The organism is Micromonospora sp. NPDC050980 (genome assembly GCF_040653835.1).
Taxonomy (GTDB): Bacteria; Actinomycetota; Actinomycetes; order Mycobacteriales; family Micromonosporaceae; genus Micromonospora.
Map to the genome: position 1 here is coordinate 73,928 of NZ_JBFAGS010000006.1, position 22,704 is coordinate 96,631.

21 protein-coding genes and 1 pseudogene are annotated in these 22,704 nt (G+C 73.3%); 14 read left to right on the plus strand and 8 right to left on the minus strand.

Features of this window, described 5'->3' with window-relative positions; all coding sequences use genetic code 11:
- Positions 1–11 precede the first annotated feature (11 nt).
- A pseudogene (locus tag AB0H28_RS12105) lies at positions 12–320 on the plus strand (helix-turn-helix transcriptional regulator).
- Between the two features lie 129 nt (positions 321–449).
- The gene (locus tag AB0H28_RS12110) at positions 450–2,093 is read left to right on the plus strand and encodes an alkaline phosphatase D family protein (protein WP_358037621.1); all 1,644 of its coding nucleotides are present in this window, start codon (positions 450–452) and stop codon (positions 2,091–2,093) included.
- Positions 2,094–2,196: 103 nt separating this feature from the next.
- Here the strand turns inward: AB0H28_RS12110 and AB0H28_RS12115 are convergent, their stop codons facing one another.
- Positions 2,197–2,601, minus strand: coding sequence for a secondary thiamine-phosphate synthase enzyme YjbQ (locus AB0H28_RS12115; RefSeq protein ID WP_358037624.1), 405 nt, complete (start codon positions 2,599–2,601; stop codon positions 2,197–2,199).
- A 187-nt stretch (positions 2,602–2,788) separates the two neighbouring features.
- Here AB0H28_RS12115 and aceE point away from each other — a divergent pair, with 187 nt between their 5' ends.
- Complete coding sequence (gene aceE, locus AB0H28_RS12120) at positions 2,789–5,533, plus strand: pyruvate dehydrogenase (acetyl-transferring), homodimeric type (protein ID WP_358037627.1); 2,745 nt, start codon at positions 2,789–2,791, stop codon at positions 5,531–5,533.
- Between the two features lie 149 nt (positions 5,534–5,682).
- Here aceE and AB0H28_RS12125 read toward each other — a convergent pair whose 3' ends face one another.
- The gene (locus tag AB0H28_RS12125) at positions 5,683–6,129 is read right to left on the minus strand and encodes an SRPBCC family protein (protein ID WP_358037630.1); all 447 of its coding nucleotides are present in this window, start codon (positions 6,127–6,129) and stop codon (positions 5,683–5,685) included.
- 201 nt (positions 6,130–6,330) lie between these two features.
- Here AB0H28_RS12125 and AB0H28_RS12130 point away from each other — a divergent pair, with 201 nt between their 5' ends.
- From AB0H28_RS12130 to gltX, 3 genes are read left to right on the plus strand one after another with little or no spacing between them, the layout of a single operon-like run.
- Positions 6,331–7,644: a GH1 family beta-glucosidase gene (locus tag AB0H28_RS12130; RefSeq protein WP_358037633.1), complete on the plus strand. Its 1,314-nt coding sequence runs from the start codon at positions 6,331–6,333 to the stop codon at positions 7,642–7,644.
- Positions 7,641–8,918 carry an MFS transporter gene (locus tag AB0H28_RS12135; protein WP_358037635.1) on the plus strand — a complete coding sequence of 426 codons (1,278 nt, stop codon included), beginning with the start codon at positions 7,641–7,643 and terminating at the stop codon, positions 8,916–8,918. The genes AB0H28_RS12130 and AB0H28_RS12135 overlap by 4 nt, the downstream gene beginning before the upstream one ends.
- A 49-nt stretch (positions 8,919–8,967) precedes the next feature.
- Positions 8,968–10,377: a glutamate--tRNA ligase gene (gene gltX, locus AB0H28_RS12140; protein WP_358037639.1), complete on the plus strand. Its 1,410-nt coding sequence runs from the start codon at positions 8,968–8,970 to the stop codon at positions 10,375–10,377.
- A gap of 87 nt (positions 10,378–10,464) precedes the next feature.
- On the opposite strand, the gene AB0H28_RS12145 is transcribed toward gltX, so the two are convergent.
- Entirely contained in the window at positions 10,465–11,067 is a 603-nt protein-coding gene (locus tag AB0H28_RS12145) for a copper resistance CopC family protein (protein WP_358037642.1), read from the minus strand.
- A gap of 193 nt (positions 11,068–11,260) precedes the next feature.
- On the opposite strand from AB0H28_RS12145, the gene AB0H28_RS12150 reads away from it, so the two are divergent.
- On the plus strand, positions 11,261–11,923 hold the full coding sequence (locus tag AB0H28_RS12150; protein ID WP_358037645.1) for a hypothetical protein: 663 nt from the start codon (positions 11,261–11,263) through the stop codon (positions 11,921–11,923).
- Between the two features lie 92 nt (positions 11,924–12,015).
- Here the strand turns inward: AB0H28_RS12150 and AB0H28_RS12155 are convergent, their stop codons facing one another.
- Entirely contained in the window at positions 12,016–12,327 is a 312-nt protein-coding gene (locus AB0H28_RS12155; protein WP_358037648.1) for a hypothetical protein, read from the minus strand.
- Positions 12,328–12,465: 138 nt separating this feature from the next.
- Here AB0H28_RS12155 and AB0H28_RS12160 point away from each other — a divergent pair, with 138 nt between their 5' ends.
- From AB0H28_RS12160 to fabF, 5 genes are all read left to right on the plus strand, one after another.
- Complete coding sequence (locus AB0H28_RS12160; RefSeq protein WP_358038222.1) at positions 12,466–13,767, plus strand: helix-turn-helix domain-containing protein; 1,302 nt, start codon at positions 12,466–12,468, stop codon at positions 13,765–13,767.
- 78 nt (positions 13,768–13,845) lie between these two features.
- Entirely contained in the window at positions 13,846–15,015 is a 1,170-nt protein-coding gene (locus tag AB0H28_RS12165; protein WP_358037651.1) for an acyltransferase domain-containing protein, read from the plus strand.
- Positions 15,016–15,960 carry a beta-ketoacyl-ACP synthase III gene (locus AB0H28_RS12170; RefSeq protein WP_358037654.1) on the plus strand — a complete coding sequence of 315 codons (945 nt, stop codon included), beginning with the start codon at positions 15,016–15,018 and terminating at the stop codon, positions 15,958–15,960.
- Between the two features lie 87 nt (positions 15,961–16,047).
- Positions 16,048–16,287 carry an acyl carrier protein gene (locus AB0H28_RS12175; RefSeq protein ID WP_007072348.1) on the plus strand — a complete coding sequence of 80 codons (240 nt, stop codon included), beginning with the start codon at positions 16,048–16,050 and terminating at the stop codon, positions 16,285–16,287.
- A 2-nt stretch (positions 16,288–16,289) separates the two neighbouring features.
- Positions 16,290–17,516 (plus strand): beta-ketoacyl-ACP synthase II, encoded by a 1,227-nt coding sequence (gene fabF / locus AB0H28_RS12180; RefSeq protein ID WP_358037657.1) that lies wholly within the window; start codon positions 16,290–16,292, stop codon positions 17,514–17,516.
- A gap of 53 nt (positions 17,517–17,569) precedes the next feature.
- Here the strand turns inward: fabF and AB0H28_RS12185 are convergent, their stop codons facing one another.
- The 3 genes from AB0H28_RS12185 to AB0H28_RS12195 form a co-directional block, all read right to left on the minus strand.
- Entirely contained in the window at positions 17,570–17,791 is a 222-nt protein-coding gene (locus tag AB0H28_RS12185; protein WP_358037660.1) for a hypothetical protein, read from the minus strand.
- 109 nt (positions 17,792–17,900) lie between these two features.
- Positions 17,901–19,634, minus strand: a complete 1,734-nt coding sequence (locus tag AB0H28_RS12190; RefSeq protein ID WP_358037662.1) for a glycoside hydrolase family 3 protein — start codon at positions 19,632–19,634, stop codon at positions 17,901–17,903.
- A gap of 24 nt (positions 19,635–19,658) precedes the next feature.
- Complete coding sequence (locus AB0H28_RS12195) at positions 19,659–20,150, minus strand: DUF3145 domain-containing protein (RefSeq protein WP_358037665.1); 492 nt, start codon at positions 20,148–20,150, stop codon at positions 19,659–19,661.
- A gap of 330 nt (positions 20,151–20,480) precedes the next feature.
- Here AB0H28_RS12195 and AB0H28_RS12200 point away from each other — a divergent pair, with 330 nt between their 5' ends.
- Positions 20,481–20,810 carry a hypothetical protein gene (locus tag AB0H28_RS12200; RefSeq protein WP_099164126.1) on the plus strand — a complete coding sequence of 110 codons (330 nt, stop codon included), beginning with the start codon at positions 20,481–20,483 and terminating at the stop codon, positions 20,808–20,810.
- A gap of 40 nt (positions 20,811–20,850) precedes the next feature.
- Here AB0H28_RS12200 and AB0H28_RS12205 read toward each other — a convergent pair whose 3' ends face one another.
- The gene (locus tag AB0H28_RS12205; RefSeq protein ID WP_358037668.1) at positions 20,851–21,486 is read right to left on the minus strand and encodes a carbonic anhydrase; all 636 of its coding nucleotides are present in this window, start codon (positions 21,484–21,486) and stop codon (positions 20,851–20,853) included.
- A 143-nt stretch (positions 21,487–21,629) separates the two neighbouring features.
- Between AB0H28_RS12205 and AB0H28_RS12210 the strand changes: the two genes are divergently transcribed.
- Complete coding sequence (locus tag AB0H28_RS12210) at positions 21,630–22,598, plus strand: alpha/beta hydrolase (protein ID WP_358037670.1); 969 nt, start codon at positions 21,630–21,632, stop codon at positions 22,596–22,598.
- The last annotated feature ends 106 nt before the right edge of the window (positions 22,599–22,704 follow it).

Below are 22,704 nucleotides of genomic sequence, written 5' to 3' on the forward strand. Positions count from 1 at the left end.
GCCGCCGGCTGGTGGAGCGGGCCCGGGCGGCGCTGCACGACGACGCCCCGGAGGCCGCCGGGCTGCTCCCGCTGGCCCGGGCGCTGGGCACGTCGCCCTACCGGCTCAGCCGCGAGTTCCAGGCCCACACGGGCGTGCCGTTGACCCGCTACCGCAACCGGCTGCGCGTCGCCCGGGCGCTCGACCGGATCGAGTAGGGCGACGTACACCTGGCCGATCTCGCCGGCGAGCTGGGCTTCAGCGACCAGGCGCACCTGACCCGTACGGTCCGCGCCCACCTCGGCCACACACCGGGCGAGCTGCGTCGGCTGCTCGGCTGACGGCACGGTCTTTCACCCGCCGGCCGCTGTTCGGCGCAAGGTGCCGTGCGGTCGCCTGGGCGTCATCCGGCGGCCATCGACGCTCGCCAGGCTGCCCGGAGTCGACGAACCGGACTCCGGGGAGGAACCATGGCTCTGTCCCGACGTACCATCCTGCTCAGCGGCGCGGCGCTCGGCGCCGCCGGCGCGGTCGGCGGCCTGCCGCTCGCGGCCACCGCGTCGCCCGGCCCGCTGCGCCGCGACCCGTTCACGCTCGGGGTGGCCTCCGGCGACCCGGACCACGACGGCTTCGTGCTCTGGACCCGGCTGGCGCCGGAGCCGCTGGCCGAGGACGGCCTGGGCGGCATGCCGTCGCGGGCCGTGCCGGTGGCCTGGGAGGTGGCCGCCGACGAACGCTTCCGGCACGTGGTGCGGCGCGGCGTCCGGCTGGCCCGGCCGGAGTCGGCGCACAGCGTCCACGTCGAACTGGGCGGCCTGCTCCCCGGGCGGGAGTACTTCTACCGGTTCCGGGCCGAACGCTGGCTGTCCCCGGTCGGCCGCACCCGCACCGCGCCGGCACCGTGGCTGATGCCGTCCGCACTCGCCATGGGTTTCGTCTCCTGCTCCCAGTACGAGCACGGCTACTTCACCGCCTACCGCCGGCTGGCCGAGACCGAGCCGGAGCTGATCCTGCACCTCGGCGACTACCAGTACGAGTACGCCAAGGACACCTACACCGTCCCCGGCGGCAACCCACGCGACCACGAGGGTCCGGAGACCCGGACGCTGGCCAACTACCGGCAGCGGCACGCCCAGTACAAGACCGACACCGATCTCCAGGCGGCGCACGCGGTCGCGCCGTGGGTGGTGGTCTTCGACGACCACGAGGTGGAGAACAACTGGGCCGACGAGGTGCCCGAGGCGCCCGATCCGGACTTCCTCGCCCGGCGGGCGGCGGCGTTCCAGGCGTACTACGAGAACATGCCGCTGCGCCGCACCTCGATCCCGCGCGGCATCGACATGCAGCTCTACCGGCGGGTGCGCTGGGGCCGGCTGGCCACGTTCCACATGCTCGACACCCGGCAGTACCGCGACGACCAGGCGTGCGGCGACGGCTACCGGAGCTGCGCGGCGGCGTCCGACCCGGCCCGGTCGATCACCGGCGCCGAGCAGGAGGCGTGGCTGCTGGACGGGCTCCGCCGCTCCGAGGCCCGCTGGGACCTCCTCGGTCAACAGGTCTTCTTCGCCCAGCGGGACAGCGACGCCGGGCCGCTGACGGTCACCAGCATGGACGCCTGGGACGGGTACGTCGCCTCCCGCGACCGGATCACCCGGGGCTGGGTGGCCGCCGGGGTGCGCAACCCGGTCGTGCTCACCGGCGACGTGCACGCGCACTGGGCCAGCGACCTGAAGCTCGACTACGCGGACCCGACCTCGCGCACGGTCGGCAGCGAGCTGGTCTGCTCCTCGATCACCTCGACCGGGGACGGCGCCGACTCGCCCACCGGCTCGCACCCGTGGCTGGCGACCAACCCGCACCTGCGCTTCCAGAACAACCTGCGCGGGTACGTGCGCACCACGATCACGCCGAAGGAGCTGACCGCGAACTTCGACGTGCTGCCGTACGTGAGCCGGCCGGACGCGCCGGCACACACCCGGGCCACGTTCGTGATCGAGGACCGGATCCCCGGGCTGAACCTGACGTACGACCGCCCCCCGGCCCCCGCCCGCACCACCGCCCCGAACGTCGACCGGTCCCGCCAGACCGTCGAGCAGGAAACCCTCCGCCCGTAGCCGCCGCCCCCGCCCCACGCGCGCTGATTCACGGAAAGTGTGGCTGTCCCGCCTCGGATGGCCGCACTTTCCGTGAATCAGGGGGTGTGTGAAGGGGGTGGGGTCAGGCCGGGAGGAAGGAGAGGCGGATCTGGCGGTCGGGGTTGTCGCCGTTCGGGTCGACCAGGCAGATCGACTGCCAGGTGCCGAGCTGGAGCCGCCCGTCGAGCACCGGCACCGTCGCGTACGGCGGCACGAACGCCGGCAGCACGTGGTCACGGCCGTGCCCGGGCGAGCCGTGCCGGTGCCGCCACCTGTCGTCGGTGGGGAGCAGGTCGTCGAGCGCGCGGAGCAGGTCGTCGTCGGAACCGGCGCCGGTCTCGATGATCGCCAGCCCGGCGGTGGCGTGCGGGACGAAGACGTGCAGCAGTCCGTCGCCGGCCCCGGCCACGAAACGCTCGGCCTCGGCCGTGATGTCCCGGACGGTCGGCCGGGAACCGGTCCGGACGCTGATCACCTCACTGCGCATAGGGCGCATTCTGCCGCAGTGGACCGGCGTCCGCCCGCGTCGGGCGGCGCATCCGGGGATCGCGCAAAGTTACCGACGGGTACCTGTGTTCAGCGTCGCGTCTGGGGGAGCCAGACGTGACGACGAGCCTCACCAGGGGGCAGGATGGCGCTAGAGACCTATCCCACACAGAACCGAGGGAACGCCTGTGGCTACGGAACGCAAGCGCCCGGTGATCACCGCTGGTCTGCCGAGCCAGCTTCCGGACATCGACCCTGAAGAGACCAGCGAATGGGTCGAGTCGCTCGACGGTGTCATCGACGAGCGCGGAACCAAGCGCGCCCGGTACGTCATGCTTCGCCTGCTGGAGCGGGCCCGCGAGCGCCAGGTCGGGGTGCCGTCCCTGACCACCACCGACTACATCAACACCATTCCGCCGGAGCGGGAGCCGTGGTTCCCCGGTGACGAGCACATCGAGCGGCGGCTGCGGGCGTACATCAGGTGGAACGCCGCCATGCTGGTGCACCGGGCGCAGCGCCCGGAGATCGGCGTGGGCGGGCACATCTCCACGTTCGCCAGCTCCGCGTCGCTGTACGAGGTGGGCTTCAACCACTTCTTCCGGGGCAAGGAGCACCCGGGCGGCGGCGACCAGATCTTCTACCAGGGTCACGCCTCGCCCGGCATGTACGCGCGGGCCTTCCTGGAGGGCCGGCTCAGCGCCGACCAGCTCGACGGCTTCCGGCAGGAGCTGTCGCACCGCGCCGGTTCGCTGCCCTCCTACCCGCACCCGCGGCTGATGCCGGACTTCTGGGAGTTCCCCACCGTCTCCATGGGCCTCGGCCCGCTGAACGCCATCTACCAGGCGCGGTTCAACCGCTACCTGCACCACCGCGGCATCAAGGACACCTCCCAGCAGCACGTCTGGGCGTTCCTCGGTGACGGCGAGATGGACGAGGTCGAGTCGCTCGGCGCGATCGGCGTGGCGGCGCGCGAGGAGTTGGACAACCTCACCTTCGTGATCAACTGCAACCTGCAGCGACTGGACGGCCCGGTCCGCGGCAACGGCAAGGTCATGCAGGAGTTGGAGGCGTTCTTCCGGGGCGCCGGCTGGAACGTCATCAAGGTGGTCTGGGGCCGCGAGTGGGACCGGCTGCTCGCCGCGGACACCGACGGCGCGCTGGTCAACCTGATGAACACCACGCCCGACGGCGACTACCAGACCTACAAGGCGGAGTCCGGGGCGTACGTCCGGGAGCACTTCTTCGGCCGCGACCCGCGCACCCGCCGGATGGTCGAGCACCTCTCCGACGACGAGATCTGGAACCTCAAGCGGGGTGGTCACGACTACCGCAAGCTCTACGCGGCCTACAAGGCGGCGATGGAGCACACCGGCCAGCCGACGGTCATCCTCGCCAAGACCATCAAGGGCTGGACGCTGGGCTCGCACTTCGAGGGCCGCAACGCCACGCACCAGATGAAGAAGCTGACGCTTGACGACTTGAAGCTGTTCCGTGACCGGCTCTACCTCGACATCCCCGACAAGCAGTTGGAGGAGAACCCCTACCTCCCGCCCTACTACACTCCGGGCGACAAGTCGGACGAGATGGAATACCTGCGGGAGCGGCGTCGCCAGCTCGGCGGCTACCTGCCGTCGCGCACCACGACGCGCAAGACGCTGGCCATCCCGGGCAGCGAGCGGTTCGCCGACGTCAAGCGCGGGTCCGGCAAGCAGAAGGTGGCCACCACGATGGCCTTCGTCCGCCTGCTCAAGGACATCATGAAGGACAAGGAGTTCGGCAAGCGCTGGGTGCCGATCATCCCGGACGAGGCCCGCACCTTCGGCATGGACTCGCTCTTCCCGACCCAGAAGATCTACTCACCGCACGGCCAGCGCTACACCTCGGTCGACCGGGAGCTGTTCCTGTCCTACAAGGAGTCGACCACCGGGCAGATCCTGCACGAGGGGATCAACGAGGCCGGCTCGGTCGCCTCGTTCACCGCTGCCGGCACGTCGTACGCCACCCATGGCGAGCCGATGATCCCGATGTACATCTTCTACTCGATGTTCGGGTTCCAGCGGACCGCGGACGAGTTCTGGGCCGCCGCCGACCAGATGACGCGCGGCTTCCTGCTCGGCGCGACCGCCGGGCGCACCACGCTGAACGGCGAGGGCCTCCAGCACGAGGACGGCCACTCGCTGTTGATCGCCGCCACCAACCCGGCGGTGGTCGCGTACGATCCGGCGTTCGCGTTCGAGATCGCGCACATCATGGAGGACGGCCTGCACCGGATGTACGGCGAGGCGCAGGAGAACGTCTTCTACTACCTCACCATCTACAACGAGCCGATCTTCCAGCCGGCCGAGCCGGAGGGTGTGGACACCGAGGGCATCGTCAAGGGCATCTACCGCTACTCCCCCGCCCCGCAGGTCGACGGCGACGCGCCGAAGGCGAACATCCTCGCCTCCGGCACCGGCGTGCAGTGGGCGCTCAAGGCGCAGCAGTTGCTCGCCGAGGACTGGGGCGTGGCCGCCGACGTGTGGTCGGTGACGTCCTGGACGGAGCTGCGCCGCGACGCGGTGGAGTGCGAGGAGCACAACCTGCTCAACCCGGGTGAGGAGCAGCGGGTGCCGTACGTCCAGCGGAAGCTGGCCGACGCCGAGGGTCCCAAGGTCGCGGTCAGCGACTGGATGCGCGCGGTGCCGGACCTGATCGCCCGCTGGGTGCCGGGTGACTACACCTCGCTCGGCACCGACGGTTTCGGCATGTCGGACACCCGGCACGCGCTGCGCCGCCACTTCCACGTGGACGCCGAGTCGGTGGCGGTCGCCACGCTGCGCCAGCTCGCCCTGCGCGGCACGGTCCCGGCCCACGTGCCGGCCGACGCCGCCCGCAAGTACGCCCTGGACGACGTGAACGCCGCCCCGGTAGGCGAGACCGGCGGCGACAGCTAGAGGTGAAAGGAAGGGCCCCTTCTTAACGCCTCCGGTAGAGAAGGGGCCCTTTCTCACCGCCGGCGCCGCGAGACGCGGCGATGGCCCGGCGTCCCTGGCCGGGATGCCGGACCATCGCCGTTGCGGGCGGCGCCGGAACTGCGGCTCGGTCAGCCGACGGCGGCCAGGTCGGTCAGCCGGGCCAGCGAGTCCTCCAGGTCGGCGCCGACCCGCCGCAGGCCGAGCCGCAGCATGGCGGCCTTGACCGGCCCGGCCGGCCACCGCACCACGATCAGCCGGACCAGGGTGCCGCCGGCGTCCTCGTCCGCGGTCAGCTGGACGTAGATCTCGGTGCGTGCCTCGGCGCGGGCGCCGGCGCCCCTGGCCCGCTCGCGCCAGCCGATCAGGGTCGGTTCCTGATAGGCGATCACCTCGGCCTCGTGGGCGGCGCCGCGCCCGGCCTGGACCAGTTGCCGCCGGCCGAACCCTTCCCCGGAGAGGACCTCGGCCGCGCGGACACCCGCCAGCCAGGCCGGCAGTTGCTCGGCCCGCTGCACGACGTCCCAGACCACTTCCACCGGCGCCGCCACGTGTGCGCTGCGTTCCACGAGGATCATGAGTGTCTTTCCCCCACTTAAATCACATCCGCGATATTTGGCACTCTATGTGTAAATCGGACTTAAGCGGACGGGATCGGAAAAGACACGCCGAAAACCCTTGTGCCGGCCGCCGTCCCGGCCTATGGCGTCGCGGCCACCGGCACCCTAGAGTCGCGAACACGCTTCATGTCTCGGGAGGGTGAATTGACGACCGTGCCGATGCCCGACTTTCCCGCCGGCTTCCGGTGGGGGGTGTCCACCTCCGCGTACCAGATCGAGGGGGCGGCCACCGCCGGCGGTCGAGGCCCGTCCATCTGGGACACGTTCGCCCGCACCCCGGGCCGGATCGTCGACGGCAGCACCGGTGACGAGTCATGCGACCACCACCACCGGTACGCCGAGGACACCGCGCTGCTGGCCGGGCTGGGCGTCTCCGCGTACCGGTTCTCGATCGCCTGGCCGCGCGTGCAGCCCGGCGGCGCCGGCCCGGCGAACGCGGCCGGGCTGGACTTCTACGACCGGCTGGTGGACGGCCTGCTCGCCGCCGGCATCGACCCGGTCGCCACGCTCTTCCACTGGGACCTGCCGCAGCCGCTGGAGGACGCCGGCGGCTGGCTGAACCGGGACACCGCCGCCCGCTTCGCCGAGTACGCCGACCTGACCGCGACCCGCCTCGGCGACCGGGTGCAGCTCTGGATCACGCTCAACGAACCGTTCGTCCACATGACCCTCGGCTACGGCCTCGGCACCCACGCGCCCGGCCGGATGCTGCTCTTCGACGCCTTCCCGGTGGCCCACCACCAACTACTCGGGCACGGTCTCGCGGTCGCCGCGCTGCGCGCCCGCAGCGCGAGCCCGGTCGCGATCGCCAACAACTACTCGCCGGTGCGGCCGGCCGGTGACACCGACGTCGACCGGGCCGCCGCGCAGGCGTACGACGCGCTGCACAACCGGCTCTTCACCGACCCGCTGCTCGGCCGCGGCTACCCGGACGCCCCGGGCCTCGACCCGGCCGTGATCCGCGCCGGCGACCTGGACGTGCTGGCCGCCCCGATCGACGTGCTCGGGGTGAACTACTACAACCCGACCGGCGTCCGGGCACCCGAGGAGGGCTCGCCGCTGCCGTTCGAGATGGTGCCGCTGGACGGCTACCCGCGCACCGCGTTCGACTGGCCGGTCGCCCCGGACGGGCTGCGCGAGCTGCTGTTCCAGCTCCACCAGCGGTACGGCGACGAGCTGCCGCCGATCCAGGTCACCGAGAGCGGCTGCGCGTACGACGACGCGCCGGACGCCCACGGCCGGGTGGACGACCCGGAGCGGATCGCGTACCTGGACGGGCACGTGCGCGCGGTGCACGAGGCGATCACCGCGGGCGTGCCGGTGACCGGGTACTTCGTCTGGTCGCTGCTGGACAACTGGGAGTGGGCGGAGGGGTTCACCAAACGCTTCGGCCTGGTGCACGTCGACTACCCGACCCAGCGGCGTACCCCGAAGTCGTCGTACGCCTGGTTCCGGGACCTGGCCCGGCGATGACCACGGTGAACCCGACGCCGGCCTCGCTGCCGGCGGCCCTCGCCGAACCGACGGCGCCGGTGCGGCGGAGCTGGATCGCGCTGATCTTCGCGGCCAACCTGGGCGTCTGGATGGCGTTCTTCACCCCGATCCAGGTGCTGCTGCCGCAGCAGATCGAACGCATCGCGCCGGGCGACAAGGAGGCGATGCTGGCGGTGGTGACCGGCCTGGGCGCGCTCGCCGCGGTGCTGGCCAACCCGCTCGCCGGCGCACTGTCGGACCGTACCTCGTTGCGGCTGGCCAACCGGCACTTCGGCCGCCGGCACGTCTGGACCGCGACCGGCGCGGTGGTGGGTGCGCTGGCCCTGCTGCTGCTGGCCCGCCAGGACACCGTCGCCGGGGTGGCGGTCGCCTGGGTGGCCGCGCAGGTCTGCTTCAACGCCATGCTGGCCAGCCTCACCGCCGCGATCCCGGACCGGGTGCCGGTGGCCCAGCGCGGCGGCGTCTCCGGCTGGGTGGGCATCCCGCAGGCGCTCGGCCTGGTGCTCGGCGCGATGCTGGTCACCGCCGTGGTCACCGGCAACGCCGCCGGGTACGCCGCGATCGCGCTCGCCGTGCTGCTGCTGTCGCTGCCGTTCGCGCTGCTCACCCAGGACGACCCGCTGCCCCGGGAACACCGGTCGCCGCTGCGGCTGCGTGCCCTGGTCGCCTCGATGTGGATCAGCCCGCGCCGTCACCCCGACTTCGCCTGGGCCTGGTTCACCCGCTTCCTGGTGCAGACCGGCAACGCGCTCGGCACGCTCTACCTGCTCTACTTCCTCACCGACGGGGTGCGGGTGGCCGACCCCGAGGGCTCGCTGCTGGTGCTGATCCTGCTCTACACGCTGGGCATGATGCTGACCGCCGTGGTCGCCGGGCGGATCTCCGACCGGTCCGGCCGGCGCAAGGTGTTCGTGATCGTCTCCGGGTTGATCATGGCGGTGGCGGCGACGCTGCTCGCGGTCGCGCCGGTCTGGCCGATGGCGATCGTCGCCGCGCTGCTGCTCGGCGCCGGCTACGGGGTCTACCTGGCGGTGGACGCCGCGCTGATCACCCAGGTGCTGCCCGCCGCCACCGACCGGGCCAAGGACCTCGGGGTGATCAACATCGCGAACTCCGCGCCGCAGGTGCTCGGGCCGGCGCTCTCCGCCCCGATCGTGGTCCACCTGGGCGGCTACCCCACGCTCTACGCGGTCACCGCGGCCGTCACCCTGGCCGGCAGCGCCCTGGTCGTGAAGATCAGGGCGGTGCCCTGACCGGGCCCCCTGCCGGAAAGCGGTCGCGGCCCGCCGTAGGCTGGGGGACGTGACGGTACGTGTACGCTTCGCCCCCTCCCCGACCGGAATGTTCCACGTCGGCGGCGCCCGCTCGGCCCTGCAGAACTGGATCTTCGCCAAGCAGCAGGGCGGGGTGTTCGTGCTGCGCGTCGAGGACACCGACGCGGCCCGCAACCGGCCCGAGTGGACCGAGGGCATCCTCTCCGCGCTCGACTGGATCGGCATCGCGCGCGGCAGCTACGAGGGCCCCTACTTCCAGTCCTCGTACGCCGCCGAGCACCGCGCCGCCGCCCAGCGGCTGTACGAGGGCGGCCGGGCCTACTACTGCGACTGCACCCGCGACGACGTGCAGGCGCGCACCGGCTCGCCGCACCGCGGCTACGACGGCTTCTGCCGCGACCGGGGGCTGCCGTCGGCCGAGGGCCGGGCGCTGCGTTTCCGCACCCCGGACGAGGGCGAGACCGTGGTGGTCGACCTGATCCGTGGTGAGCCCACGTTCGAGAACAAGCTGATCGAGGACTTCGTCATCGCCCGCGGCGACGGCTCACCGGTCTTCCTGCTGGCCAACGTGGTCGACGACATGACCATGGGGATCACCCATGTGATCCGGGCCGAGGAGCACCTGCCCAACACCCCGAAGCAGCAGTTGCTCTGGGACGCGCTCGGGGTCAAGCCGCCGGTCTGGGCGCACGTGCCCGTGGTGGTCAACGAGAAGCGGCAGAAGCTCTCCAAGCGGCGCGACAAGGTCGCCCTGGAGGCCTACCGGGACGAGGGCTACCTCGCCGACGCGATGCGCAACTACCTGATGCTGCTCGGCTGGGCCCCCTCCGGCGACCGGGAGATCGTGCCCTGGTCGGTGATCGAGGAGGAGTTCCGGCTCGACGAGGTCAACCCCTCCCCGGCGTTCTTCGACGAGAAGAAGCTGCGCGCCTTCAACGGCGAGTACATCCGGGCCCTGCCGGTCGAGGACTTCGTCGCCGCGTGCCAGCCGTGGCTCACCGGCACCGACACCATCGTCCCGCCGCCCTGGCAGCCGAGCGAGTTCGACCCGGCCGCGTTCGCGGCGGTCGCCCCGCTGGCGCAGACCCGGATCGCAGTGCTCAGCGAGATCGTGCCGAACGTCGACTTCCTCTTCCTGGCCGACCCGCTGATCGACGAGGCGGCTTGGGCGAAGGCCATGAAGGAGGGCGCCGCCGAGCTGCTGGACGCCGCAATCGCCGCGTTCGACTCGCTGGCGACCTGGGACGCCGAGTCGCTGAAGGCCACCCTGGAGGCGGTCGGCGCGGAGCGCGGGCTCAAGCTGGGCAAGGCGCAGGCGCCGGTCCGGGTCGCGGTCACCGGACGCACCGTCGGGTTGCCGCTGTTCGAGTCCCTGGAGGTGCTCGGCCGTGACCGCACGCTGACCCGGCTGCGCGCCGCCCGGGTACGCCTGGTCTGAGCCCGCACCCGCCTCGCCCCGGCGCGGCGGTTCCAGCCGCCCGCCGAGACGGGCGCACCAGCACCAGCAGCGCCCGGTTCGATGCGGTCAGCGGCGACCCGCGCGGCGGCGCAGCAACAGGCCGCCGGCCAGCGCGGCCAGCACCAGCACCGCGACGGGCGCCCACAGCCACCCCGTACCCCCGTCGTCGTCAACGGCGGCGGCCGGGGTCGGACTCGCGGGCGCTGCGCTGGTCGGCGCCGCGGTGGGGGTGGGCGCGGCGGTGGTCGGCGCCGCGCTCGCGGACGGGGCCTCCGCCGGGGTGCCGGTGGTCAGCGTGAACCGGACCTCACCCTTGATCGGGTGGCCGTCGTCGGATGCGAGCTGGTACGCCACGATGTAGAGCCCGGCCGCGCCCGGCGTGAACGGCACGCTCACCCGCTTGCCGGAGAACGTCGGCGCGCCGCCCGTGGCAACCACGTTGTCCGGCCCGGTGACCGTCACCTTCGTCGTGGCCTCCTTCGGCGTCGCGAGGAAGCGCAGCTCGATCCGCTTCGGCGCGGTGGCCACGCGGGCGCCGTTCTTCGGATCGCTGCCGGTCAGCGAGTTGTGCGCGGCGGCCGGCGCGGCCGGCGACAGCAGCGACACGCCTGCCGCCACCCCGAGCACCACCAGCCAGGCACGTGCCGTACGGGCGACCCTGCCCCCCATGAACCCCTCCGTCCGGGTAAGATCCGGCCGCTGATCTTCGACCGCCTCAATTGGTCGGTCTCAGCTCGCAGATAGTTCCAAATACTCTTCCACCAGCTGCAACCGCGCGACGTTCTGCGGAGTCTTTCAGGTGGGTGGGGTCCAGTGCGAGCGACAGCGGAAGCCAGCCATCGAACGGGGCGAGGAGGCGGCGATGGTCCTGAAGGTGAGACGGCTGCTGACGGCCGTGGCCGGGGCGACGGCGGCACTCGCGTGCTCGCTGGCGCTCACCGGCACGAACGCGGCGCTGGCCGCGCCGAAACCGAAGCTCGCCCCGCCCGGGGTGGACATCACCGGCGACGGGCTCGACCAGCCGCTACAGCTCCGCGGTGAAACCCAGCCGGCCGAGGTTAACATGGTCGTCGACCAGGTCAAGTGGCTGGGGACGACCGGGCAGCTGCGCGGGCCCGCCGCCAAGGACCTCGGTCCGAAGTACACAATCGTGCTCCTCGTGGCCGGCACCCCGAAGAACACGTACGACCTGTTCCCGCTCGCCAAGGGCGGCCCCCGGGTCTACCGGCCGGCCAAGCAGCCCGACCTGAGCCACCCGCGAGCCGGCTGGTTCCTCGGGCGTCTCAACATGTCCGAGACGCTGCGCGCCGTCGGGGTGCCGCTGGCGCCCCAGTTCGACACGCTCTCCGGCGGCATCGGCGGCGGCGAGCGGGTCCTGCCGGAGGACGCGCTCGACCCGAAGGGCAACCTCGACACCGCGCTGGCCGAGCTTCAGCGGCTGCTGCTGCTCAACATCGGCGTGGTGTTGGTCATCACCGTCGGGCTGGCCGGCATCGCGCTGTTGGTGCGTCGCCGCACCCGCTGAGCGCTGACTCAGCGCATCAGCACGACCTCGCCCCGGGCCGTGTGGTGCCCCGCCCCCACCACGCGCTCGGCCGCCGGACCGGCATCACGACGTCAGCACCAGCGGCGCGGCGGTCGCTCCCGGCGGATCATGCGGTTGCCCGGGCGCACCGCGCCGTGCCGGTGACCGCCGGCCCAGCCGGCCTGGTCGCTGCGGCAGGTCCGGGCCGGGATCGGCTCGGCCACGGGATCCGTCGGCTCGACGAACCGCTGCCGCGGCACCGCCGGCTCGTCGTCGGCGCGCTCGGGCGACCACCCGGCGGCGGACTCGCCCGCGTGGGTCAGGCCCGTCCGGCGCGGCTGGTCGTGGCCCAGCCGGCAGGGCTCGTCCTGAGCGCAGCCGTGCTCGGCCTCCCCGTGCGCCATCGCGGTCTCCTCACCTTCGCCTCCGCCCGCCGGACGGAACGCCCCGACGCGCCCTGACACCGTACTGGCCCGGCCCGACGAGATCGTCAGCGCGTACCGGTGGAGATCGTCGGCCGCTGCCCGCGGCCCGGGATCGGAGTGGATCCGCTGGTCAACGCGTGTCAGGCTGGTGCGGTGAGCGAACCGGGCGGGACGGAGACGTCGGCGACGCTACGCCGCATCGAACGGGCCGCGGGCAGCCTGGCCACCGCCAGCGTCGCCCGGATGGACGAGAGCCTGCTGTGGTTCCGGGAGCTGCCGGCCGACCAGCGTTCGTGGGTGATGGTGGTGGCCCAGGCCGGCGTGCGGTCGCTGGTGCAGTGGCTGCGTCAGGGCGGCGGTGCGACCGACCGCACCCAGGAGGTGTCGGACGAGGTCTTCGCCACCGCGCCGCAGGCGCTCGCCCGCTCGATCAGCCTGCAACAGACGGTGGCACTGATCAAGGTGACCATCGAGGTCGTCGAGGAGCAGGTGTCGGACCTGGCCGTGCCGGGCGAGGAGCAGTCGCTGCGGGAGGCCGTACTGCGCTTCTCCCGGGAGATCGCGTTCGCCGCCGCCCGGGTCTACGCCCGCGCCGCCGAGACGCGTGGCTCCTGGGACGCCCGGTTGCAGGCGCTGCTGGTCGACGCGCTGCTGCGCGGCGACTCACCGGACGTGCTGGCCAGCCGCGCCGCCGCGCTGGGCTGGTCGGACGCGCCGCCGGTGGCGGTGGCGGTGGGCCGCTCCCCCGGCGGCGAGGTGGCGGCCGTGCTGCACACCGTCTACCGGCAGGCCCGGCGGATCGGCGTCGAGGTGATCGGTGGGGTGCACGGCGACCGCCTGGTCATCGTGCTCGGTGGGGCGGCCGATCCGCTGGCCGCCACGGAGAAGCTGCGTACCGCGTTCGGCGACGGCCCGGTGGTGGTCGGCCCGGCCGTGCCCAGCCTCGACGAGGCCACCGAGTCGGCGCGGGCCGCGCTCGCCGGTTTCCGGGCCGCGCCGGCCTGGCCGACCGCGCCGTGCCCGGTCGCCGCCGCCGAGCTGCTGCCGGAGCGGGCGCTGGCCGGCGACGCCGAGGCCCGCCGCCGGTTGCGTCACGACGTGTACGCGGCGCTGGCCCGCGCCGGCGGCGAGCTGCTGGAGACGCTTGATGCGTTCTTCGCCGCCGGCGGCACGCTGGAGAGCGCCGCGCGGGCGCTGTTCGTACACCCGAACACGGTGCGTTACCGGCTCAAGCGGATCTCCGAGGTGACCGGCTTCTCGCCGCTCTCGCCGCGAGACGCTTTCGCGCTCCAGATCGCGCTGACCGTCGGCCGGCTCGACCCGGTGGCACCGGCCGTCGCACCGGTCCCGAACCAGACGGCCAACCCGGCAGGTCGCAAAGCCACCCAGAGCAGCGACGACCGCCGCCGATCTTTGTAGGAAACCTCTAAAGCTTCTAGTGCGGTTTCGTGCCGTGCGTTACAGCGCGACCCGCGAGTATCCGTCAGAGTCGTAGACGTGCTCGCCGTACTCTCGCCCGGACAGGGTTCACAGAAGCCCGGTTTCCTGAACCCCTGGCTCGACGTCGCCGGTGTCGAGGCGCGCCTGCGCTGGTGGTCGGCGCTGGCCGGAGTCGACCTGGTCCACCTCGGCACCCGGGCGGACGCGGACGAGATCAAGGACACCGCCCGCACCCAGCCGCTGCTCGTCGCCGCCGCGCTGCTCGCCGCCGAGCACCTGCCGATGCACGACGTCGCGCTGGTCGCCGGGCACAGCGTGGGCGAGCTGGGCGCCGCCGCCCTGGCCGGAGTGCTGCCCGCCGAGGCGGCCGTGACGCTCGCCGGCGTACGCGGCCGGGAGATGGCCGCCGCCTGCGCGCTGGAGCCGACCGGGATGGCCGCCGTGCTCGGCGGCGACCCGGACGAGGTGCTCGCCGCCCTCCGGACGCACGGGCTGCACGCGGCCAACCGCAACGGCGCCGGACAGATCGTCGCCGCCGGCGCGGTCGCCGGTCTGGAGAAGCTCGCCGCCGAGCCGCCGGCCCGGGCGCGGATCATCCGGCTCCAGGTGGCCGGCGCGTTCCACACGCCCTACATGGCCCCGGCCGAGTCCGCGCTGGCCGGCGTCGCCGCCGGCGTCACCGTGGCCGACCCGGCCCGCATCCTCCTGTCCAACCTCGACGGCAGCCCGGTCGGGCACGGCCGGGAGACCGTCCAGCGGCTGGTCCGGCAGGTGACCGCCCCGGTCCGCTGGGACCTGTGCATGCGTGCCCTGGCCGACCTCGGCGTCACCGGCGTGGTCGAGCTACCACCGGCCGGCACCCTGGCCGGCCTGGTCAAGCGGGAGCTGAAGGGCGAGGGCGTGCCGGAGGTCGTCACCCTGAACACCCCGGACGACCTGCCCGCCGCCCGGCGGCTCGTCGCCCGGCACGGCGGCGCCGCCGCCCACCGCCCGGCGGCCCGCTTCCGGGTGGTCGTCTCCCCCGCCGCCGGTGTCTTCACGCCGGTGACCGAGCTGGCCGAGGGCGCCGAGCTGCGCGCCGGCCAGGTCCTCGGCCACGTCTCCGGCCGGCGGGGGCCGGTCGAGGTGACCGCGCACCACACCGGGCCGCTCACCGAGTGGCTCGCGCACCACGCCGACCCGGTCGCCCCGGGCCAGCCCCTCGTCCGCATCGGAGGATCGCACTAAATGGCCGGCAGCCGGATCGCCGCGATGGGGCACTACCAGCCCTCCCGCGTGGTCACCAACGACGAGCTCGCACAGATGGTCGACACCAACGACGAGTGGATCCGGGACCGGGTCGGCATCGTCACCCGGCGGATCGCCGGCGACGAGACGGTGGCCGACATGGCCATCGCCGCGGCCGGCAAGGCGCTCGCCAACTCGGGGCTCACCGCCGCCGACATCGACCTCGTCGTGGTGGCCACCTGCACGTCCGTGGACCGCAGCCCGAACGTGGCCTGCCGGGTCGCGGCCAAGCTGGGCATCAACGCGCCCGGGGCGTACGACATCAACACCGCCTGCTCCGGCTTCGCGTACGCGCTGGGCACGGTGGACCACGCGGTCCGGGCCGGCGCGTCGCGCAACGCGATAGTCATCGGGGCGGAGAAGCTCTCCGACTTCACCGACTGGACCGACCGGTCGACCTGCATCATCTTCGGCGACGGCGCCGGCGCGGCGGTGGTCACCGCGACCGCCGACGGCGAGCCGACCGGCATCGGGCCGGTGGTGTGGGGTTCCGTGCCGGAGAAGAGCGACGCGGTCCGGATCGAGGGCTGGCAGCCCTACGTCACGCAGGAGGGACAGTCGGTGTTCCGCTGGGCCACCACCGCGCTGGCCCCGCTGGCGTTGCAGGCCTGCGAGCGGGCCGGGGTGGCCCCGTCCGAGCTGGCCGCCTTCGTGCCGCACCAGGCCAACGGCCGGATCATCGACGGCATCGCCAAGCGGCTGAACATCCCGGACGCGATCATCGCGAAGGACATCGTCGAGTCCGGCAACACCTCGGCGGCGAGCATCCCGCTGGCCCTGTCGAAGCTGATCGAGCGGCGCGAGGTGCCTTCCGGCGCCCCGGTGCTGCTGTTCGGCTTCGGCGGCGGCCTGACCTACGCCGGTCAGGTCGTCCGCTGTCCCTGATGACCCCCTCGGGCGCACACGCGCTCCAGGTGCGGTGGCCGGCGTCGCCGGCCACCGAGAAACCCCCGATGAGAGGAACCAACCGCAATGACCCGTGACGAGATCACCGCCGGCCTCGCCGAGATCCTCGAAGAGGTTGCCGGGGTGAACCCGGACGACGTGGCCGAGGGGAAGTCCTTCACCGACGACCTCGACGTCGACTCGCTCTCCATGGTGGAGGTCGTGGTGGCGGCCGAGGAGAAGTTCGGCGTCAAGATCCCGGACAACGAGGTGCAGAACCTGAAGACCGTCGGGGACGCGGTCAGCTACATCGAGGCACAGTCCTGATCATGAGTCGCTCCGACGTCGTCGTCACCGGGCTCGGCGCGACGACCCCGCTCGGCGGGGACGTCGCTTCGACCTGGGACGCCATGCTCGCCGGCCGCTCCGGGGTGAGTGCGCTCACCCAGGAGTGGGCCGCGCAACTGCCCGTCCGGATCGCCGCCCAACTGGCGGTGGATCCGGCCGAGGTGCTGGATCGGGTGAAGCTGCGCCGGCTGGACCGGTCGCAGGCGATCGCCCTCATCGCCGCGCGGGAGGCCTGGGCGGACACCGGGCTGGCCGACGGCGGGGCCGACCCGGAACGGCTGGCGGTCAGCGTCGGCTCGGGCATCGGCGGCGCCACCACACTGCTCGCCCAGGACGACATCCTGGAGGCGTCCGGCCCGCGGCGGGTCTCCCCGCACACGGTGCCGATGCTGATGCCGAACGGCCCGGCCGCCTGGGTCGGGTTGGAACTGGGTGCGAAGGCGGGGGTGCACTCGGTGGCCAGCGCCTGCGCGACCGGCGCGGAGGCGATCGCGCTGGGCCTGGACATCATCCGGTCCGGTCGGGCCGACGTGGTGGTGGCCGGCGGCACCGAGGCGGTCATCCACCCGCTGCCGATCGCCGGCTTCGCCTCGATGCGGGCCATGTCGACCCGCAACGACGAGCCGGAGAAGGCATCCCGGCCGTGGGACAAGGCCCGCGACGGCTTCGTGCTCGGCGAGGGCGCGGGCGTGGTGGTCCTGGAGCGTGCCGAGCACGCCGCCGCCCGCGGCGCGCGGGTCTACGCGCGCCTGGCCGGCGCCGGGATCACCTCCGACGCCTACGACATGGTGCAGCCGCACGCCGAAGGTGAGGGCGCCATCCGGGCCATCACCCGGGCGATCGCCGACTCGGGCGTGGCCCGCGCCGACATCGTGCACGTCAACGCGCACGCCACCTCCACGCCGGTGGGCGACATGCTGGAGATCGGCGCGTTGCGCCAGGCGATCGGCGACCACCCGCTGCTCACCGCCACCAAGTCGATGACCGGGCACCTGCTCGGCGCGGCCGGCGCGCTGGAGTCGATCGCCACCATCCTGGCCATCCGGGACGGCGTGGTGCCGCCGACGATCAACCTGGACGACCCGGACGACGGCCTGGACCTGGACGTGGCCGCGCAGAAGGCCCGGCACCTGGAGGTCCCGGCCGCGTTGAACAACGCGTTCGGCTTCGGCGGCCACAACGTGGCCCTGGTCTTCACCCGCCCCTGAGGCGTGAGGAGGGGCCCCTTCTTAACAGACGTCTGTTAAGAAGGGGCCCCTCCTCACGTTCGGTTGCGGGAGTGCTGGCGGGCGGTCCGCTCGTTGCCGTGCCGGTAGTTGCCGGTCCAGCGGGCCATCGTCAGCTGCGGGTCGTCGTCCACCTCGGCCAGGAACCGTGCGGCCCGGCCACCGCGCAACGTGCCCGCCACCCGCCCGTGGTGCGTGATCACCACGGTGCCGTCGGCGCGCTCGACATAGCCGAAACCCTGTGCCGCCTCTCCCATGGACGCCCACCCTGCCATCCGGGCACCCGGCGCCGCACCCGGTTTCACCGTGCCGGGGTGTTAAGCGGGGCCCCTTCCTCTACCGGAGGCGTTAACAAGGGGCCCCTCCTTACGCCTTGCAGGTGGTGGCGGGCAGGCCGGGGACGGGGACCGGGGCGCGGCCGGTCGGGCGGGCCTTGCCGGCGAGCACCGCGGCCAGCGCGGTCATCGAGGCCCGGCTGGACGAGTAGGTCGCCAGCACCGTCGGCGACTTCGCCCCGGCCAACAGGTACGGGGTGTCCATGGCCACCGTCACGGCCGCGTCGGCGCGCAGGTCCTTCGCGCCGTCGCCGTATCCGACGAGGTGCACCACGGTTCCGCCGGAGGTCACCACCTTCACCCCGGCGGCGGTGAGCGCCTCGGTCAGCGCGGCCCGGGTGCGGTCCCGGCCGCCGGAGGAGGTGACCCGGACCGGGCCGGCCACCGCGCCGCCGCACTTGCCGCGCAGCACGGTCACCGCGGCGGCGGCCAGGTCGGCGGCGGCCTGGCGGTGGTCGGCGGCCTCCAGCGTCGACAGCGCCGGCTGCGGGTGCCCGGCCAGCCGGAACTTCATGGTGAGCACCCGGGTGACCGCCTCGACCAGGCGGGCCCGCGGCAGCGAGCCGTCGGAGAGCGCGGCGCGCAGCCCGTCGTACGCCTGGCGCACGTCGGGGGTCATCAGGATGAGGTCGTTGCCGGCGTTGAGCGCGCGGACCGCCGCCTCGCCCGGCGACCACTTCTTCGCCGGCGCCATGTTCATCCCGTCGGTGATCACCACGCCCTGGAAGCCGAGCTGGCCGCGGAGCACGTCGGTGAGCACCTTGTGGGAGAACGTGGCCGGGGTGCCCGGGTCGATCGCCTTGACGTCCAGGTGGGCGGACATCACCGCCATCGCCCCGGCGTCGATCCCGGCGCGGAAGGGCGGGAACGCGGTGCGGTCCAGCACGGCCCGGGACTGCCCGACCACCGGCAGGTCGGTGTGCGAGTCGGCGGCGGTCAGGCCGTGCCCGGGGAAGTGCTTGACCGCGGCGCCGACGCCTTCGGCCTGCAGCCCGCGTACCGCACCGGCCACCTGGGGCGACGCGGTGGCCGGGGTGGCCCCGAAGGACCGGGAGCCGATCACCGTGCTGCGGGTGACCAGCACGTCGGCGACCGGGGCGAAGTCCAGGTTGATGCCCATCGCGGCCAGTTCGGCCCCGGCGGCCCGCCAGGCGGCCTCGGTCAGCGCCGGGTTGCCGGCCGCACCTGCGGCGAGCGGGCTGGGGAGCTGGGTCACCCCGTCGGTGACGCGGGTGACCACGCCGTATTCCTGGTCGGTGCCGACCAGGAAGGGCGCGGCGCCGGCGGGCAGCTTGCCGGCTGCCGCCCGCAGCCCGTCGGTCAGCGCCCGGACCTGCTTCGGGCTGTCGACGTTCGTGGTCTCCTGGTTGCCCGAGGTCGGGTCGTCGGCGCTGAAGCCGACCAGGATCACCCCGCCGAGGCGATACTTCGCGACCATCTCGGCGGGCGTGTCGACGCCGGCCAGGGCCCGGTTGCCGGCGGCCGAGCCGGCGGAGACGTCGGTGGCCGAGCTGCCGTAGGCGTACGGCATCAGCACCTGCCCGACCAGGTCCTCGTCGGAGAGCGTGGCGACCAGCGTGGCGGCCCGGGCGGCGGGGTCGGCGGCGACCGGGTCGGCGGAGGCCGGCGCGACCGACGACGCCGCCGGGGTCGACGGGGTCGGCCGGGGCCGGTCCGGCCGGTCCGAGCACCCGGAGACGAGCAGCGTGGTCAGTGCGGCGAGCGCGACGGCGGAGCGCCGCGGGGAAATCGACACGGGCCCCACCGTATCGGGGCAACTTGCCCGCCGTCACCCCACCCGGGTGAGCAGCGTCACCGGGGCGCCGTCACCGGCGTACCGGTAGGGCTCCAGCTCGGCGTCCCAGGCGGTGCCGAGCGCCTTGTCCAGCGCGTGCGCGAGCGCCTCCGGGGCGCGCGCGGCGGCCATCAGGCTGCGCAGCCGGTCCTCGCCGAGCTGGATGTCGCCGGCCGCGCCGACGGCAGCCCGGAACAGGCCCCGTCCGGGCACGTACATGAACCGCTCGCCGTCGACACCGGGACTGGGTTCCTCGGTCACCTCGAAACGGATCATGGGCCACTGCCGGAGGGCAGCGGCCAGCTCGGCACCCGTCCCCGGGCTGCCGGTCCAGCCGCACTCGGCGCGGCGCGCGCCGTGGTCGACGGGTTGCGCCGTCCAGTGCAGGTTGACCGGCGCGGCGAGGACGCGCGCGATCGCCCACTCGACGTGCGAGCACACGGCGAGCGGGGTCGAGTGGACGTATACGACGCCACGCGTTGGCACGGTGACCTCCCGGTGAGCCGAGGTGCGTCTTCCCCTACGACCTCGTCACCCGAGTGGCCCCTGGCACCCATGATGACGGCTGTGGCTGGTGGTGCGCCAGCTAATCGGAAAATTCGCCGGGGTCGGGCGGCCGGAAATACCCGGGTGGCCGACCCGGTTGTGCCCCCTGACGGCGCGACGGCCAGCCAGGTGTCGTAGTCGTGTACAGTTCTCTGGGCGGTTCTGTGCCGCCGCACGTCTTCGCGGGCTGACGCTCACCCCGGGCGTCACTCGCACACCAGCCCCCGGACGATCTTTCGTCCCCACCGTACGTCTGCAAGGAGTACCTCCGTGGCGAGCAACACCTCTAAGACCGCGCGCGCGTCAGTCCGGGCCGGCCAGGCAGGCCAGGGTGGCGCCCTCAGCGTGCTGGGCGAGTTCAAGTACCTGATTCCGCTCAACGGCGGCAAGCACGCCTACGTGCGCAACCTGACCAACGGCAAGACCGCGCACCTGCGCACCGACTCCGACGCCTTCGTCGAGGAGATCCGCGTGCTGGCCGCCGCCGGCCACGCCGCCAAGATCCGGGCCGAGATCAACGGCCTGGCCGCGGCCCACCCGGGTCACGGCTGGGACGCGACCGAGAAGCGTCTCGTCGAGGCCGGCGTCTTCGAGGGCTGAGCACCCGCACTCCGCACCACCGCGACCGCCCGTCGGGGGATCACCCCGGCGGGCGGTCGTGCGTGTCGTCCTCCGCCAGCAGCGTGACCTCGCCGGTGGCCAACTCGTAGAGCGCGCCCACCACCGCCAGCTCACCGGCCGCCACCGGGTCGACGAGCAGGTCGTCGGCGCGCAACGCGGCCACCGTCCGCCGCACGTGCCGGCGGATCGCCAACGGGTGCGCGGCCGGGTCGTCCACACCCACCTCGACGACCGCCGGCGCGATCCGGTCCACCACGTAGGCCAGCGCCCCGCCGGGTCGCCGTCCGGTGCGCAGCGCCTCGACCGCCGAGCCCACCGCGCCGCAGCGCTCGTGGCCCAGCACCATCACCAGCCGGACGCCGAGCTGGCCCACCACGTACTCGATCGAGCCGCGGACGGCTCGGTCCAGCACGTGCGCGCCGGTGCGGATCACGCAGATCGACCCGAACGTCTGGTCGAAGATCGCTTCCAGCGGCACCCGGGAGTCGATGCAGCCCAGCACCACCGCGTACGGCTGCTGGTCGCCGGACGCCACCGCCGCGGCGGCGCTCACGTCGTGCCCGTGCAGCGGCTGGCCGCTGACGAAGCGACGGTTGCCGGTGAGCAGCTCGGCCAGGGCGGCCCGGGGGCTCCGGGCGGCGGGGGTGGTCGGCATGGCTCCAGCCTGGTCACGGAACCGCCCGGACGCGGGCGGACGGCGAATCTTCTCACCGCCCCGGTTGCCGTGGTGTCATGGCGGGTAACGCCGGTGTTACCGCCGGGTCACCCCGGTGGACCCAGCGGTCCGGGGAGGTGGACATGCCGGAGCACCAGGAACTGCGGCTTGGAGACGACGTACGCCTGCGCGTCACGTCGGCCGGACCGGTCGACGCCGAGGTCACGGTCATCCTGCTGCACGGCTGGACGCTGGACGGGCGGAGCTGGCACCGGCAGCTCGCCGACCTGCGGGAGCGCTTCGGTGACCGGGTGCGGGTGGTCGCCTACGACGCGCGCGGCCACGGCCGGTCGAGCTGCCTGACCCTGCGTGATGCCACCCTGGCCCAGCTCGGCGACGACCTGGCCGCGGTGGTCGACGAGTTCGCCCCGTCCGGCCCGGTCGTGCTGGTCGGGCACTCGATGGGCGGGATGACGGTGATGGAGTACGCGCACCGCCACCCCGACCGGTTCGCCGCCCGCGTCGCCGGGCTGGTCTTCGTCTCGACCACGGCGGAGGGGCACACGCACACCGTCTACGGGCTCTCGCCCCGGATCGCCCGGCTGATCCGCCTCGCCGAGACCACCGGCGCCGGGGTGCTGGCCCGCTGCGGCGGCTGGCGACCGCCGCACGCGCTGCTGCGCGCGTTGCGCCCCAGCATCCGCTGGATGCTCTTCGGCGACCGTTGCGACCCGGCGGACATCCGGCTGGTCACCTCGGCGGTGGCGCGCGCCACGCTCCGTTCGATCGGCGGGTTCCGCGCGTCGATCGGCGCCCAGCACCGGCTGGAGACGCTGGCCGCGCTCGGCGGGTTGCCGGCCGCCGCGCTGGTCGGTGACCGGGACCGGCTGACCCCGCCGCCCTGTGCCGAGTCCATCGCGGCGGCGCTGCCCACCGCGGAGCTGACCGTCTGCCCGGGCGCCGGCCACATGCTGATGATGGAGCGTCCGGACGTGGTGAACGGCGCCGTCGCCGGGGTGCTGAGCCGGGTGCTCGCCGGGCCGGCGACGACGGTCACCCGCCCGGCCGTCCGGCGGAAGCGGCGCCCGGCCACCCGACGGTTGGCCGCCTGACCGGCGGCCGGTAGCACGGGCCGCCGGACCGGCAGGGTAGCGCGGGGGGCCGCCTGACCGGCGGCCGAACGGCCCGGGAAACGGGTGGGAACAGCGCGATAACGGG